The sequence below is a fragment of the Stenotrophomonas sp. 28608_Sma genome, from assembly GCF_056486185.1.
Window position 1 is genome coordinate 1,157,923 of record NZ_CM151308.1, and the last position, 16,267, is coordinate 1,174,189.

Annotated in this window: 11 protein-coding genes; 8 read left to right on the forward strand and 3 right to left on the reverse strand. The window is 60.5% G+C overall.

Annotated elements, in window-relative coordinates:
- Positions 1 to 44: 44 nt before the first annotated feature.
- The 3 genes from ACZLHH_RS05315 to ACZLHH_RS05325 form a co-directional block, all read right to left on the reverse strand.
- Positions 45 to 2,369: a catecholate siderophore receptor Fiu gene (locus ACZLHH_RS05315; protein ID WP_049463141.1), complete on the reverse strand. Its 2,325-nt coding sequence runs from the start codon at positions 2,367 to 2,369 to the stop codon at positions 45 to 47.
- 707 nt (positions 2,370 to 3,076) lie between these two features.
- Positions 3,077 to 3,409, reverse strand: a complete 333-nt coding sequence (locus ACZLHH_RS05320) for a non-heme iron oxygenase ferredoxin subunit (RefSeq protein ID WP_032129243.1) — start codon at positions 3,407 to 3,409, stop codon at positions 3,077 to 3,079.
- On the reverse strand, positions 3,406 to 3,945 hold the full coding sequence (locus ACZLHH_RS05325) for a GNAT family N-acetyltransferase (protein ID WP_049463142.1): 540 nt from the start codon (positions 3,943 to 3,945) through the stop codon (positions 3,406 to 3,408). The genes ACZLHH_RS05320 and ACZLHH_RS05325 overlap by 4 nt, the downstream gene beginning before the upstream one ends.
- Positions 3,946 to 4,186: 241 nt before the next feature.
- On the opposite strand from ACZLHH_RS05325, the gene ACZLHH_RS05330 reads away from it, so the two are divergent.
- The 8 genes from ACZLHH_RS05330 to ACZLHH_RS05365 all read left to right on the forward strand — a co-directional run bounded on the left by ACZLHH_RS05330 (position 4,187) and on the right by ACZLHH_RS05365 (position 15,811).
- A complete protein-coding gene (locus ACZLHH_RS05330) occupies positions 4,187 to 9,505 on the forward strand; it encodes a wall-associated protein (protein WP_049463143.1) in 5,319 nt (1,772 codons plus the stop codon).
- Between the two features lie 3 nt (positions 9,506 to 9,508).
- The gene (locus ACZLHH_RS05335; RefSeq protein ID WP_080355180.1) at positions 9,509 to 10,447 is read left to right on the forward strand and encodes an RHS repeat-associated core domain-containing protein; all 939 of its coding nucleotides are present in this window, start codon (positions 9,509 to 9,511) and stop codon (positions 10,445 to 10,447) included.
- Positions 10,448 to 10,452: 5 nt separating this feature from the next.
- Complete coding sequence (locus tag ACZLHH_RS05340) at positions 10,453 to 10,914, forward strand: hypothetical protein (protein ID WP_143048182.1); 462 nt, start codon at positions 10,453 to 10,455, stop codon at positions 10,912 to 10,914.
- A 648-nt stretch (positions 10,915 to 11,562) separates the two neighbouring features.
- Positions 11,563 to 12,132, forward strand: coding sequence for an RHS repeat domain-containing protein (locus tag ACZLHH_RS05345; protein ID WP_180844675.1), 570 nt, complete (start codon positions 11,563 to 11,565; stop codon positions 12,130 to 12,132).
- A gap of 386 nt (positions 12,133 to 12,518) precedes the next feature.
- Complete coding sequence (locus ACZLHH_RS05350; protein WP_143048183.1) at positions 12,519 to 12,842, forward strand: hypothetical protein; 324 nt, start codon at positions 12,519 to 12,521, stop codon at positions 12,840 to 12,842.
- 1,401 nt (positions 12,843 to 14,243) lie between these two features.
- Positions 14,244 to 14,750 carry a hypothetical protein gene (locus ACZLHH_RS05355; protein ID WP_152911145.1) on the forward strand — a complete coding sequence of 169 codons (507 nt, stop codon included), beginning with the start codon at positions 14,244 to 14,246 and terminating at the stop codon, positions 14,748 to 14,750.
- Between the two features lie 246 nt (positions 14,751 to 14,996).
- Positions 14,997 to 15,260, forward strand: coding sequence for a hypothetical protein (locus ACZLHH_RS05360; RefSeq protein ID WP_049462176.1), 264 nt, complete (start codon positions 14,997 to 14,999; stop codon positions 15,258 to 15,260).
- A 17-nt stretch (positions 15,261 to 15,277) separates the two neighbouring features.
- Positions 15,278 to 15,811 (forward strand): hypothetical protein, encoded by a 534-nt coding sequence (locus ACZLHH_RS05365; protein WP_239684302.1) that lies wholly within the window; start codon positions 15,278 to 15,280, stop codon positions 15,809 to 15,811.
- Positions 15,812 to 16,267: the final 456 nt, after the last annotated feature.

The window sequence follows — 16,267 nt, forward strand, 5'->3', positions numbered from 1 at the left end:
GGTTCCTTTGGGGGCGCGGGGAGTGGGCTCCCCCGCGTGCTGCATCAGAAGCGGATGTCCGCGCTGAGCAGGAAGGTGCGCGGGGCACCCGGGGTGTAACGGTAGCCGCTCTTGTTGATGCTGGCCACGTACTGCTTGTCGAACAGGTTGTAGCCGTTCAAGCGCAGCGAGATCGTCTCATTGATCGCCCAGGACACGACCGCGTCATACACCACGTAGGACTTGGTGAACGACGGGGTGCCCACCGCGCCGTCGGTGCCGCGGTGCATGCCGGCGGCATAGCGTACGCCGCCGCCCACGGTGATGCCGTAGGGCAGGGTGTAGCTGGTCCAGCCGGTGAACGTGTCGTCCGGGGTATAGGTCAGGTTGGTGGTGCCATCGGCGGCCACCTTCGCGCCTTCCCTTACGTCGGTGTCCAGGTGGCTGTATCCGGCGCTGACCGACCAGTTGTCGGTCAGGCGGCCGACTGCGGAGAGCTCCACGCCCTTGACCCGCTTGCTGCCGGTCTGGGTCGGGTTGCCGGCATCGTCGAGCACGGTGGTGTTGATCTCGTTGTCCACGTCCGTCTGGAACAATGCAAGGTTCACTGCCAGGGCGTCATCCAGGAACGCCCACTTGCTGCCCACTTCGAAGGTCTTGGCCTTCTGCGGGTCCAGCTTGGGATTGTCGGCACTGTTGGCCGAGCTGCTCAGCTGGAAGTTGGCGCCACCCGGGGGTTGCTGCGAGATGGCATAGTTGGCGTAGACGCTGACGGTATCGCCGACCTTGTAGAGGGCGCCGAGCTTCCAGTTCAGCAGCGTATCGGACGCGTCCAGCGTCGGGTTGCGCAGCACCGTGCCGGCAGGATTGCTGCCACACGCCGGGCCGCCGCGGCCACCACACACCGACGCGCTGGCGTACTCGGTCTTGTAGTGGTCTGCACGCACGCCAGCGGTCAACAGGAAGCTTTCGCCGAAGGACAGGGTATCGAACAGGTACACCGAGGAGGTGGTGGTCTTGCCATGTGCATCGGCGCCGTTGTGCGCCCAGTTCAGGCCGCTGACGTTCCAGTCCGGGTTGTACAGGTTCGCAGCGGGCCAGCTGGTATCGGCAGCGGCGGCCTGGCCGTAGCTGTCCAGTTCTTCACGGGTGAATTCCAGGCCAGCGCTCAATGCGTGCCCGACCGCGCCGGTGGCGAAGTCGGCGCGCAGGTTCAGCTGATCGGTGAGGATCGTGTTGCGCTGGTCCTTGAAGGTCGGCAGGCTGCGCGCGATGGCGTAGCTGGAAAGGTCGGCCGGGTTGGCATAGGTGATGTTGCCGGTCGGGCGGCCGCCTGCGCCGCGCACGCCGGTGCCCATGAAGGCGGTGAGCAGGTAATCCTGTTCGGTGCGACCCCAGCGGGCGGTGTTGGTCAGGCGCACGCTGTCGTTGAAGTCGTGCTCGAAACGGAACGTGGCCATCTTCGCGGTCACGTCATCGTGGTCGGCGCGGGTGCCGTAGAAGTTCTCCGGATCGACCGGGTGCCCGGCCAGCGCTTCCAGCGTCGGCTGCGGCGTCCAGCCCGGCAGGCCCAGGGTGGGCACGCCACCATCTGGCACGTTGTCCTGCTTCACATACAGCAGGTTGAGGTAGTAGCGGGTGGCGGTACCCAGACCGAAGGCCAGCGACGGTGCGATGCCCCAGCGCTTGTTCTGCACGTGGTCGCGGCCGGGCTGGTCGCTGTCCTGCCACATGCCGTTGATGCGCAGCGCGCTGGTGGTGCCCAGCGACTGGTTCCAGTCGGCGGTGGCGCGGCGCTGCTGGTCGCTGCCCAGCGAAACGCTGGCCGACGTCGCGTCCTGCAGGTTGGCCTGCTTGCTGACAAGGTTGATCGCGCCCGTCGGCGCCGAACGGCCATTGTCGGTGCCGGCCGGCCCCTTGGTCACTTCCACCTGTTCGATGTTGAATACATCGCGCGAGATCGAGCCCAGGTCGCGCACACCGTCCACATACAGGCTGTTGGAGGTGTCGAAGCCGCGCATGAACAGCGCGTCGCCGGTGGTGGTGTTGCCGTTCTCACCGGCGTAGAAGGTGCCCACGCCGGGGCTGTTGCGCAGTGCCTCGGTGAGGGTCGTTGCGCCCTGCTGGTTGAACAGGTCGCTGGTAATCACTTGGATGGTTTGCGGCGTGTCCTGCAGGCGCTGGGTGAACTTCGGCGAGGCCACCTTGTCGGCTTTGTAGCCCCGGGTGGCGTGCACGTCGATCTTGTCCAGCGTGCGGGCGTTGTCGGTGGCTTCAGCGTGGGCCAGCGCGGGCAGGGTGGCCAGGCCGAGGCCGGCGGCAAGACTGGCGGTGGCCAGCGGCAGGGTACGAAGCGGCGAAGCGTGCTTGCGGCTCTTGATCGGGTTCATGGGCGTCTGCAGAAGGGGAGCAGGGAGAGGCGGCCGGCGCGGGCCGCGCGGCAGCAGTACGTAGAACGAGGGGGGACGTGCGGATGCGGCTGCGCATGGCGCAGCAGAGCGTCAGGCCAGCAGCGCGGGCGGTGCGTGGGATGGGGGCTGGCGCCGGCCCGGTGCGAGCACCGGAGGGGTCGGTGTCACCGGCGCCGGAGCGTCTGCAGGTGCATTGTCAGGGTGCTGCAGGCAGAGTCGCCGCAGGGCACGAGGTTTGTCGCCGCGACTGCCATCGGGTTCGGATTCAGCGGGGTGCATCGCCTGTTCGTGCGGCAGCACGTGTGGCGGGGACGCGGGCGACACATCATGAGCATACAGAGTCGGCGCATCGGCGGTCGCCGTGTGCCTGCCTTCATGCAACGCAGACCAGCCCAACACCAGCGTCAGCAGCACGGCTACGAGCAGCGGCCACCCTTGACGGGCAAGCTGGCACAGCGTGGCGGTGGGCGCGGGCGAAGCCATGGCGCGGGGGCGGAGTCGTTACGAAGATGTTACGTAGAATAACATCAACGATAATGATTCGCATCTGCGGGGCGTGACGGGCCGCTGGGGCCGCCCCGGAGCGGCCTGGGGGCGCCCTCATGGCCTTCCGGTAGATCCACCCCATGGGTGGATGCTCTCCCGCGGGGCGCCCTTTGGGAGGTCCGTGAGGGCCGAGCGCCGCCTCAATCCCGGTCGTCGCGGGTCCAGACGGCGTCGTGCTCGCGCTTCACCGGAAACTTGGGTACAGGGCTGTAGGCCGGGGCACACAGGGCGCGGCCGTCACGCACGTCGAAGCGCGCGCCGTGCAGCACGCACTCCACGCTGCCCTCGATGGTGTTGAACTCGCCCGAGGACAGCTCGAACTCTTCATGTGTGCACTGGTCTTCCAGCGCGTACAACTCACCGTCGAGGTTGAACACCACGATCGGCGTGCCGGTTACCTCGTCGAACACGCTCTTCATTTCACCCGGCAGCAGCTCGGTGCCGGCACAGACGAAGGTCCAGGTATCGCTCACGCGGCGGCTCCGGCCAGCGGCTTTTCCAGGATCTCGAAGCGCAGGTCGTCGCGCTTGGGAATGCCGAAGCGTTCGTCGCCATAGGGGAACGGCTTCTTGATGCCGGTGCGCTGGTAGCCGCGGCGCTCGTAGAAGGCGATCAGCTCGTCGCGCACGTCGATCACCGTCATCTGCATCACCGGCACCTTCCATTCGCGTGCGGCGTGCGCTTCGGCGGCGTCCATCAGCTGCTTGCCGACGCCGCCACCCTGCTGTGCCGGGTCGACCGAGAACATGCCGAAGTAGCCCTTGCCGTCGACATCGGCGACGTGGGCGCAGGCCACAAGTTGGTTCCCGCGTTCGGCCAGTAGGATGGTGGAGCGCGGGCGGTCCAGGTCGGCCTGGATGCCCTCGGCATCGATGCGGGCGCCGTCCAGCAGGTCGGCTTCGGTGGTCCAGCCGGCGCGGCTGGCGTCGCCGCGGTAGGCCGAGGTGACGAGGGCAATGAGGGCGGGGATGTCGGCCGACGTGGCGGCGCGGAAGGTCAGGGTGCTCATGGGGACATTCTAGGTGGAGCGGGGAAGGGCGCGGGAGGCAGCCGATTGGGGTGGCTTTGCCGAGTTTGGCCAATGCGCGGGGTTGACGCCATCTTCATTATTCGTTCATATCCATGGTCAGCACCCGCCCACCGTGAAGCAACGCGTGGCTGTCTGCCGGAGTGGGTGCCGCCTGGTCGAAGGCCAACTGCCGTTCGGCGCAGGTGGGGCACACAGGGACGTCGATCCAGGGAGGATCTTCATGCAGTCTGGCCTCATTTCTCATCCGCGCGCCGCAACGGCTGCCAAGGGTCTGCTTCTGGGTGTCTTTGCCCTGTGCGTGCTGGCACCGGTCGGCGTTTCCGCCCAGATTGTTCCCACCTGGCGCCAGGAGTACGACAAGCGGCTGAAGTACGGGGACATTGTCGAACCGCTGAAGGGCGAGATCTTCGGCGAGCAGGTCAACCTCTATGACGGTTCGATCAGCTTCAAGGCCACGGATGTTTCGATTCCGGGCAATGGCAGCCTGACGATGACCTTGGGCCGCAGCTATCGCGATGGCGATCGTAGTAGTGAGAGCCCATTCTCGGATTGGGATCTGGATATCCCGTCCATGTCCGGCGTCTATGGCGATCTGCCGGAGACCGCTGCTGTCGGCTATTGGGCGCCCGCTGCGCGCTGCAGTACGGTGGCGGCGCCTCCGTCACTGGAGGTCTGGAACCGTCGCCGCACCCAGACCGTAAATTTCTATCCCAATACTTTCTGGGATGGCGTGCGCCTCTCCCTGCCAGGTGGTGGCGGTGAGCCGGTCCTGGGAGGCAGCGGTGATGCGCGTCAGCCGCAGCCACAGTTTGGCGAACCGGCGCCTTGGAATACCAAGGGCGGCTGGACGTTCAGTTGCCTGACCGCCCTGAAGAGTGGACAGCCGGGACAAGGCTTCCTTGGCCATGCTCCCGACGGCACTAAGTACTACTTCGACTGGATGGTCGCCAAGCCCCACAACGGTGCAACGCTGCAACCCTACGGACCTGAAAGCAATGCACTGCTGAATCGAAAGCTTGTGTTCCTGTACCCATCGCAGGTTGTGGATCGCTTCGGCAACTGGGTGCGCTACGAGTGGAGCGGCGACCGGCTGTTGCGCATGGTTGCCAACGATGGCCGCGAGATCAGCCTGGCCTACAACGCGAAAGGACTGATCGCATCCGCAACCGCTGCAGGGCGCACCTGGATTTACGGGTACACGGAGGCCGATATCCTGCGGACAGTGACGCTGCCGGACGGAACCCAATGGGTCTACAACCTGCCGCCGCTGTCAGTCACCCACAAGTACGCCGACTACATCGGGCAGGGCATCTGGGAGTACATGGACTACCCGGCCACATGTTCGCGCGTCAACAAGATCGTGCCCAGCGAGATCACTCTGAGCATCCAGCATCCGTCGGGTGCGCTGGGGACGTTCCTGTTCCGGCCGTTCCGCCATGGGCGCAAGAATGTGAAGCTGGATTGCCAGACCTCTGGCGACAATCACCTGTTTGCTGATGGCTGGAACTACACGCCGGTCTACCGTGACGCAATGTCGCTGGTGACCAAGACCATCAGCGGTCCGGGCATGCCCACTGCACAGTGGACCTATCAATACACCAATCTCAATGGTGCTTTCGCCCAGGACCTGGGCGGTCCAGTAATCCCCGTAGGCCAGGCAGAGCCGAAGATCACCACCGAGACGTTGCCCGATGGTGTCGTTCGCGTCTACGAGTTCGGCAAGGAAGTTGCCTACAACGACGGCCTGTTGCTGTCCACGACAACGCGATCGGGCGGCTCGGTCGTGCGCGTTGACCGCAACAACTACTATCCGGATGCCCAGCTGGATGCGGCACCCTTCCCGAAAGAGGCCGGCAAGGACTTCAAGTACGGTGCGAGCGATCTCAAGGCCCATTACAACCGCCCCGTTCAATCCACTGTTGTGGAACAGGATGGCGTGCAGTTCACCCGCACCGTGCAGGCCTTTGATGCATTTGCGCGCGAAGTCACCGTCGTCGAAGCGAATTCCGCTGGCCAGAGTCGCACCACCAGCACCAGCTACTACGACAATCCCGCGCTATGGGTGAACGGCCAGACGGCGCGCAGTGTGCTCAATGGCATCGAACAGTCCCGCACCGAATTCGATACGGCCAAAGCACTGCCGCTGCGCGCCTACGCATTTGGCCGCCTGGCGCAGCAGGTGACCTATGCAGCCGACGGCACGGTTGCCTCGGTGGCCGATGGCCGTGGAAATACCAGCCATCTGTCGGGATGGAAGCGTGGTGTTCCGCAGCAGCTCCGCATGCCGGCCACGCCCGAAGCGCCCAATGGTGCGGTGCGCACGGTTGCCGTCGACGACAACGGTTGGATCACCTCGCTGACCGACGAAACCGGCGCAACCACCAGCTTCAGCTACGACAGCATGGGCAGGCTGCGCAGCCAGCAGTTCCCTGGCGGCGACAGCGTTAACTGGAATGGCGTAACCATGGACCTGCAGCGGCTGGGTGGCGCGCAGCTGGGGGTGCCCGCCGGTGCGTGGAAGCACTCCCGCACGCAGGGCGGACGGCGCACGGATACCTACCTGGATGCGATGTTCCGCCCGGTGCTGGTGACCGAAAACGCCAACAATGTGCTGGACAGTGCCGTGGTGACCCGCTACGACACCAGCGGCAAGACCGTGTTTGCCTCGTATCCCACGCGGCAGCTCTCCGATATCAATGCCACCCTGACTGGCACCACGACGCAGTACGACGCGTTGGGCCGCCCCACCGTGGTCAGTCAATCGTCCGAGTTGGGGGCACTGGTTACCCGCACCGAGTACGTGGGCAACCTGTCGGTGAAGGTGACCAACCCCCGCGGCCAGGCCACGACGACCCGTCACCTTGCCTACGACCAGCCCAGCTACGAGATGCCGCTGACGCTGCAGCACCCGGAAGGCGTGGTGACCGAGATCCAGCGCGACACGCTGGGCAAGCCGCTGGCGATCACCCGCCGCAATGCAGACGGCAGCCAGTCGCTCACCCGCCGCTACGTCTATGACGGCTACCAGCAGCTGTGCAAGACCATCGAGCCGGAAACCGGTGCGACCGTGCAGGACTACGACGCGGCAGGCAACGTGCTGTGGTCGGCGGCCGGCACGGGTTTGACCAGCACCACCGACTGCAACCGAAGTGAAGCCCTGGCCAGCGGACGTGCGGTGAAGCGTAGTTACGACGCCGCCAACCGCTTGTCGTCCCTGATCTTCCCGGATGGGCGCGGAAATCAGAACTGGTCCTACGCGCCTGATGGTCTGCCGGCCGAGATCAGCACGCAGAACGATCCGGCCCGGCCGATGGTCGTCAACCGCTACCAGTACAACCGCCGCCGCCTGCTCAGCGGCGAAACCCTGCAGCATCCGGATCTGGGAAGCCTGAGCCTGGCCTATGGCTACGATGCCAACGGCACACTGGCCAGCAATACCTATCCGGGTGGGCGTGTCGTCAGCTATACGCCGGACGCACTGGGTCGGGCGACGACGGTTGGCGGCTATGCGAAGGAGGCCAGTTACTTTGCCAATGGCGCGTTGGCCCGCTTCGTGTATGGCAATGGGATCGTGCACACGTTGACCCAGAATGCCCGCGGGCTGCCCGACCGCAGCCGCGATGCCACCGCAGCGGCCGCAGTGCTGGATGACAGCTATGACTACGATGCTGGCGGCAACGTGATGGCCATTTCCGATGGTCTGCCCGGGGCGCCCGGCAACCGGGACATGACCTATGACGGCCTGGACCGGTTGCGGACGGTCACTGCGCCGGGCTTCGGCAACGCCTTGTATGAGTATGACGCGTTGGACAACCTGCGCCGTGCCAAGGTCGGCAGCCGCGATCGTACGCACTACTTCGATCCGACCAATCGACTGGTCAACGTGATTGAAACCGGAACCGGCGCAACCGTGACCGGTCTTGGCTATGACGTGCAGGGCAATCTTTCGGTGCGCAATGGTCAGGCTTTCGCGTTTGACTACGGCAACCGGCTGCGCGCGGCCGGAACAGCAGAGAGCTACGAGTACGACGCCCACGGCCGTCGGGTGAAGGCCAGCGCCAGTGGCAAGGGGGCAATCTACTCGTTCTACGACAACGGCGGCGTGCTGCGATTCCAGCGCAACGAACGTACCGGCAAGCAGACCGACTATCTCTACCTGTCAGGCAGTTTGGTTTCCCAGGTGCATGGCGAAGCGGCACCCAGCGTTCCCGCGCTGAGTGCGCCGGGCTACATCACCCAGGGCAGCGTGAACCTGACCTGGAGCCCGGCCGGCGGTGCCAACCGCTATGAGTTGCAGCGTGCCCTTGCGGGCACCTGGAGCACAGTCTTCGATGGCGCGGCGCAATCGTTCACCAGCACAGGCCTGGTCACGGGGACCTATCAATTCCGGGTGCGCGGCTGCCGGGCGGTGTGCGGCGGATGGAGCAATGTCGCGTCAGTGGCCGTGGCATTGGCGCCATCCACCGTGCCGACCCTGAACGTGCCTGCCACAGCCTTCAACGGCAGCTACAACGTAGCTTGGTCTGCGGCTTCCGGTGCCGAGCGCTATGAGCTGGAGGAAAGCGCCAATGGTGGCGCTTGGGCCCAGGTGCACAACGCCATCGGTCAGTCCAAGGCCTTCAGTGGCAAGGCAGCGGGAAGCTACAACTACCGGGTTCGCGCATGTAACCCGGTAGGGTGCACGGGATACAGCGCCACGGCTGCGGTGACGGTCGTATATCCGCCTGCCACTGCGCCCGGACTCTCTGCGCCGGCACGCGCTGCGCCGGGCAGTATTGGTATTGGCTGGAACGGGGTGGCTGGTGCCACGCGTTACACCCTGCAGGAGAGTAGCAATGGTGGCGGATGGGTCACGCTGTTCGACGGCAACGCGGGTTCCTATGCCACCGCTGCGCGCGGTGTGGGCAACTATGGCTATCGGGTTGCCGCCTGCAATGGCGCGGGCTGCGGACCGTGGTCGGCTACGTCGACGGTAGCGGTGATCGGGCCGCCGACGATCGAGCCGGTGATCAGTGCGCCGGGCCTGGTGAACGTGCCGCAGTACAGCCTGAGCTGGTCGGTGCCGGCCAACAGCGAGAGCTTCGTGCTGGAGGAGAGCGCCAACGGTGGTGGCTGGACGGTGGTGCATAACGGCGACGGGAACAGCTTTGGTGCCAGCCGTGGTAAAGGCAGCTACGCCTATCGCGTGAGGGCGTGCAATTTCGCGGGGTGCAGTCCGTACTCGGGAGTCGTGACTGTCGCGGTGGTGCTGCCGCCGGGGGCGACGAGTCTCTATCTAGCAGAGTGGTTGACGACCCGCAGGCCGCCCTATCAGGTCCAGTGCTCTGCAGGATGGAGTCTGGTGGCAGACGCAACCGAGTATCAGCTTGAAAGCGGTGGCGGTGGCAAGCGTCTTTACACGGGCCCCAAGACCTACGTGCAGTCGAATGGCGGGACCTACTGCGCGCATGAGTATCGCGTGCGTGCCTGTAATGCAGGCGGTTGCTCCCCATGGTCGGCCGAACGGCCGGTCACCCAAGGTGTACTGAGCTGGGACTAAGCCATGAATGGACTCTCTTCGCTGTTGATTCGGGCGGTACTCGCGGTGGTGGTGCTGGCGGCCTGCGTGGCTCCGGCAGTCGCCCAGGAAGTGGTCGAGTACATCCACACTGATGCACTGGGTTCACCGGTGGCGATCACCGATGCCAGCGGAAACGTCATCGAGCGTACGGTGTATGAGCCGTATGGGGCGGTGGTGAATCGGCCGTTGAAGGATGGGCCGGGATATACGGGGCATGTGACGGACTCGGGGACCGGGCTGAGTTACATGCAGCAGCGGTACTATGATCCTGCGTTGGCAGGCTTTCTGTCTGTCGATCCGGTCGCTGCATATCAGAGCCCGATTGGACAGTTCAGTCGCTACAGGTACGGAGATGGCAATCCCTACCGCTTTACTGACCCAGATGGGCGTCAAGTGTCGGATCCACGTTCTTGCCACGACACTTCCAGCTGCCTGACCCTTGATCAGGCACAACAGCAAGTCGGGCGAGATGGCCGTCTGATGCTGAGAATTGTTGGAGGATCGGCGGTCGCGGGCACAACCGGTGGTGCAGCGATAGAGGGTGGAGGATTCGTTTCAGCGTTGGCTGCGGCAATGCGTGGCGCCATAATGGCCGGGAAGGATTTTTCCCAAGCACGGAAGTACATTGACTCGGTTGCAGATCAGTTGGGTCCCACCGGGGGGCGTGCTGGCAGAAGAACCAACCAGTACGAGGGGCATGGTGGCGCCGCTGGCGCAAAAAAAATGTTCAATATATTGACTCGCGGTCAGTCTGAGGCGCGGGATGGGGGGCAGTTAGGGAAACTGGGCGACGGCTCAGTGGTTCAGATGAGTGCAAGAATTACAAGGGATGGTTCGGGCGAGACTTCAGTTCGGCTCAGCGCTGAACGAACCGGAACCAAGATTAAAGAGGTTATTAAAGTTAGATTTAAAGAGGAGTAGGTGGCATGTTTGGTGATGATTCCACGCTATTCATGAGGTATGTGAAGGGGCGGGGTAATGCTGTATACCCGTGGTCGTTGTCAATTGTAGATTGCTATTTTATGTGGCTCGCATTTTCCAAGGTCTCTGGGAGTGATCGGCCGCTGCTGTCGAGGATATCTGATAATGGCAGGCAGATTGAGGATGTTCTCATTGCTGATGCCTACGATATCTATGAGATTGATAGTCGTGCCGCGGGTTTTGAAGTTGTGCTGCGCCATGATTCGTCGGGCTCATTGTGTTATTGGGATGTTCATGAGCGCTTTGTTATAGCTGTTGGTGGTCGTGACTTTCTTGGGGTGGCAAGCCCATATCCCGGGGACATAGAAAAGCATCGTTATATTGAGGAGATGATGCATAGAGAGGCGTTCGGATTTGATGGGCCGCCTGAGGCGATTTATGCGGCCATCTCCAATCCGTTCTCTTGAAGGTGTGACTAACGTCGTTGTTTAGGGATGCTCTGAAGAACTCCCGGGCAGTGCGGGCCGCTGGCCGGCAACCTGAGAGGCAATGACAGCTCAGGTTGAGGAGACTGTACTGCTTGCTCACCATAGACACCCCTCTCGTTACCATTGATTATGGCTCTGAGTTGCCTACGAAATCCTGGTCGGTCCAATATGAAGATCAAATTGATCTTGAAGGGCGTCGCCGTGTATTACGCGAAAACTGCTGTTTTCACGATCGTAAGCTATGGATTGTTGCGTCTGGTGTACGGGCATACATGGATTTCATTCATTGAATGGGCGCTCATACTTCTGGCGGCGTTCACGGTGGGCTACATACCTCTTTTCGTTGGCTTGCTACGCGGGAAGAGTTCGTAGCAGCCTTGTGCAGACGCGATACGTCCACCGAATGGGGCCTCTTCTTAAGCGTAGCTATCTTGCAGGCTGCTGAAGCGCCAGTCGCAACGGGAGACTGCGTCATCGGCATTTTTTCGCGGCAAGACCTACGTGCAGTCGAGTGGCGGGACCTATTGCGCGCATGAGTATCGCGCGCGTGCCTGCAATGCAGAAGATTGCTTGCCGTGGTGGAGCAACCATCCTGTCACCCAGAGTGTACCGAGCTGGGACTAAGCCATGAATGGACTCTCTTTGTTGTTGATTCGAGTGGTGCTTGCGATAGTGGTGCTGGTGGCCTGTATGGCGCCAGCGACCGCCCAGGAAGTGGTCGAGTACATCCACACTGATGCATTGGGTTCACCGGTGGCGATCACCGATGCCAGCGGAAACGTCATCGAGCGTACAATCCATGAGCCGTATGGGGCGGTGGTGAATCGGCCGTTGAAGGATGGGCCGGGATATACGGGGCATGTGACGGAATCGGGGGCCGGGCTGAGTTACATGCAGCAGCGATATTATGACTTCCAAACTGTCGCATTTCTGGGGGCTGATCCAGTTGCAGCTAGTTCGGAAGGGGCTTCATTCAATCGCTATCGCTATGCTTCTGCCAATCTGTATAAGTTCAAGGATCCGGACGGCAGGGCAGACATGAACGTGTTCGGTGAAGCTGATCCGAACGGGCTGAGAGCAGGAGGAGATGCGCTCAACATTCCGGGCAAGTTCACGGTCGCAGGGCACGCCAATAACATGGTCATTCAGGACCAGCGAGGGGGGCGCATGGAAAACTACTCCACAGTCAGCTCCTAGGATATGGCTCGGACCCAGTTTGGGCTAAAACAGGGCCAGGAAATATTCATGGCAGGTTGCCACTTGGGGACGGAAATCGGTCAGGCAAAGGCTTTTTCTCAGGGATGGGCGAACCTGAATAAGTCGTCCGTATATGCTCCCAACGGATTCGCTCGCTATCCAAAAAACTACAAGCCTGGAGATGATATGACGCTCCGTGTCAGTATGGGTGAGAACGGAACCGGAGGTGCAGGTGTATGACAGAGGTTCTCGCCTGGCGGGACGGGGCCGGCAGGTCCCGCCATTCGTTCGATTACGATCAAAGCTGATGGTTCAATATCCTATCAGTTTGCTGAGCCTAAATTGGGGTCCAGAATTCGTAGAGTAGAAATGGTGAAGGTGAAGCAATGAAAATTCTTTCGAATTCTGTTGCTTTGTCTTTGCTGCTTGTTGGCTGCGGTAACGGGGAGCCCCAGGAAGAGCGGCTTTCCCGAAATGAGAAATATGATGAGGCGCCAAGTCTGGCCCTTTCCGAGGAGGAGTTGGAACGTCAGACTTCGATGGCTGAAAACGGGAGTGCAGAGGCCCGTCTAAAGCTCGAATGGCACTACTCGACGCGTGGCGACATGGAGCGGTATCGCTACTGGCTTGAGGAGTCGCACGAATTGACGTTAGTTCAATGCAGCGATTGGCACTGTTCCTCTCCCTTGAGCAAGGCGGGGGGGCTGTAGGCGCGCAATGCAAATCCTCGAGGAAGGCTTGCGTCTTGATCCGCCGGAGACTACGCGCGAATTGATGGAGATGGATCTTCAGAGGTTGCGGCATGAACGGGTCGGGATTCCACCTTGCGGGGTGGGGATTTCCAATTAGAGGTTGCAATTGCGCGAATGTCCATAATAATTCGTTCGGATTCAATGATAGGAACGGGTGGTGTGGAGCGTATTCTGGTTTGAACTCGAGGTCATTGGATGGGCAGGTTTCGATGAGGATCATAGTTTTTCTATCTGCTGCCTTATCGATGCCGCTTCTTGCCTCCTGTGTGCAGAACCGCGGTTGTCTTCTTCGGGTGGCCAACCAAGACCACGACAGCTCCTCATCTCAGAAGATTCATGCTGATATGGATGAGGTAATACATTCGCGCCCTGTGGATGGGGCGCGGGAAGTGAATGCAGAGTTGGTGGTATCGCAGCTCGAACTCTCTCGGGAGGGTCAGAGAAATAGAAGGATCTTCTATGTATTGACTGATGGCGGCGGGAAGTTCTTGACTGCGGGGACTTGCGGTATTGACGAAGACCAGTGTGCCTCGGTCATTTTGAAGCGAATGATCGGGTTCTGTGAAAGGATGTAGATTGCGGATGCGCTAAGTTTTGGGAGGTATTTCAGTGAAAAATCCCCAAGTGCTTGATCGCTTTGGGCGGCTGGTCGATATTATTGTAGCGGCGCTTTGCTTGTTAGGGCTTACAGCCTGTGGCGGAAGAGATGAAGGTTTGGGTGTGGTCATAAATCATGAGCCGGGAAACGCAGCGGCTAATAACTACGCACTTGCGCTCGAGTCAGTTTTTAGTTCTTCCGGGAGCGTGCCAGAAGCGCAAATATGTAGGGTACATTTAATTGATGTCAGGAAATCATTTGATCAGGCTGGAAGCGAAAGGGAGAGGGTATATTTCGTCTTGGCCGATCATCAAGGTGTCGTCAGGTCGGCGGACACCTGTGGGCTTCCTGTGAATGAGTGCGTGATGACTATTGCCGAGAGGTCGAGGGTGAGCTGTCGGCTGGAAAAAGGGCTGACTCCCCACTGATTCGGACGGCACTCGCGGTATTGGTGCGCGTGGCCCGTATAAGGCGTCGCGGCGGTCGGATGGGATGTATACGGCACCGCTACTGAGGGGCAGTGAGAGGGCGGCGCGGATATGCAGTAATGAATCGTTCGGACAATGGGAAACTGCAGTCCGATGAGCTGAAGTCATTTCATGTCGATTGGGATTCCAAGTGCAGGGCTTTTGTTGATGAGCTTGGCTATCAGTGATTCAGTGAATTTTTCGGCTGACAGGGGGGGGCTTGGGTTTGTGGGTGTGGAGCGAAGAAAGTGAGCGGGTATCCATGGCGCTGGATGGCGACGCGGAGGTATGGGCATGAAATTTAAGTTCCGGTTTTTCATGGTTATTGTTTTTATTTTCTATGGGGCTGGTTGCAGGTATCAAGAAGGTGGGGGCGCACCGTCTGGAAAGACCTGTGGGGTCGAGGGCAGCTCCGCTTGCCGAGTCAGCTTCCGGGCGCTGGCTTCGACCCCCCGTCTATTCGATGGGAAATCGATACGCGTGGAGGGCTATCTCGGAGTTAGTCGGGGGCTCTTTGTATTGAACTCCAGCAAGGAGCTGTTCGAAGCTGGAGTGACTGAGGAGACCCAAGTTCGCATCAAGGGCCCAATAGATCTCCAGCGTGACGTGTTTAATCGGTATGCCTATTCGTGGGTATCAGTGACTGGAGAGTTCAGGCTTAGGAAGACGGACGGGTCGACGGATGATCTTCTTCTCGGCGAAATGCATGCCCCGCTTGACGTTCAGTCGTTGAGGGTCCCAGGTCCGATTCCAAGAGCGACTTTCGGAGACGTGTCCGTTGATCTCGAAGATCTGAAGTGAGTTTCAAGTATCAATCGCGGCTCCCATGAAGCGGTTCGTGATAACAGGGATTCTTCTGCTGGTGTCCGAGGCGGGTGCCGACAGGTCACTACATACCTCTGCAGATGATGTTTAAGGTCGACGTGCAGTGGGGCAGCATGCGCAACCACGGGAAGGACAACGCCACGGCTTCCATTGCGAACTGATCGATCACGTCGATAGACTTTGGGGGAATTTCCTCTTGGTTGATGAATATGAGGTTTCGCATTGAGCGCTATCGATGAAAAGAATCTCGTTTTAGCCTGTCTGCGGAGACTGTTGGAATCCGAGCCTGCTTCCGTGGAACAGGCGTCTGGCTGGTACCAGAGGGCGGAATTTATCAAGGACGTGCTTCGGTCAATTTCGTATGAAATCGGGGTTCCTCACGTGATATGGCACTATCTTGATGACGCCGATATCCGTATTCGCGATCCCCGCTATGCCGAAGCACAGGTGTTGGCCGTTAGGCAGAGTATTGATGAGTGGGCTTGAGTGCAGTCAGAGAAGCCATGAGCAATAAATGTTGCTTGCCAGACTTCATTGCGGCATCCCTCTCGGATGCTACCCCTCCGGATCTCCCTCTTCTCCGGGAAGACTGGGCGGGGATGGCGTTTGATCGCAACCTGTATGAGGATTTTGCTCCGAATGATGTTTGGGTGGCGTGGCTGAAAGTACTTTCGGAGAACTTTGCAGATATCGCGATGTGCGCGGTTCGATGTTCAGAGAGCTCCGACGGCGGAAACCCCGTGGAAATTGAGCGAGGTCTGGATGGCCTGCGCTCCTACTGGCTCGAAGATGGGAACTTCGTGCGTGATCATTATTTGTATTCGCATGATGGTCGCTGGGTTGTAAAGCTGGATCAGGACGTGACGTTGTTTGCGGGAGATGTCACTTTCCTTGCGGATGTTGTCGCGCGACTTGGTGGTGTAGAGCATGTCGAGAAGATGATGCGACGGGACCTGATTGGCACAGCTGAGGACGTAGTTGGCCTCGGTGGATACGTCAAGGGTCTTCTTGCGCCATTGAACGCATCGACTCCATAGCTGATTGCTGCGTAGAAGATTGGGTGTGCAGGTGCTATGTGATGGAGTAGCCTCAAAAGGAGGAGCTGAGTGCCAGGGTTTGTTGAAAGCTTCCCCATTTGGGCTTCCATCATTCTAGGTGCCATGTGGATAAACGCATTTGCGGCTCACAGGATGTTGCTGAAAATCGAGCGTGAACGGCCGGAAGTACTCGCTGCAGTCGGAATCATCAAGGTTGATTGGTGGCTTAGGTGCTTGCGCGGTATTGCAGTGCTTGCCCTTACTTCCAAAGGGCAGACGCTCCATCAGGGGGCACGGTGGGTGTTGAGGGGCGTCGTGATGATGTACGTCTTCTTGATTGCCTCCGGGGTATCCATGCTTGTTGGCATGTAAAAGACGGTGCCTCAAGGCCGTTGATGGTGGATGGATCGGCATTACGGTGAGATTGCTCGTTCCTGACATCGCTCAGCGTTTCCC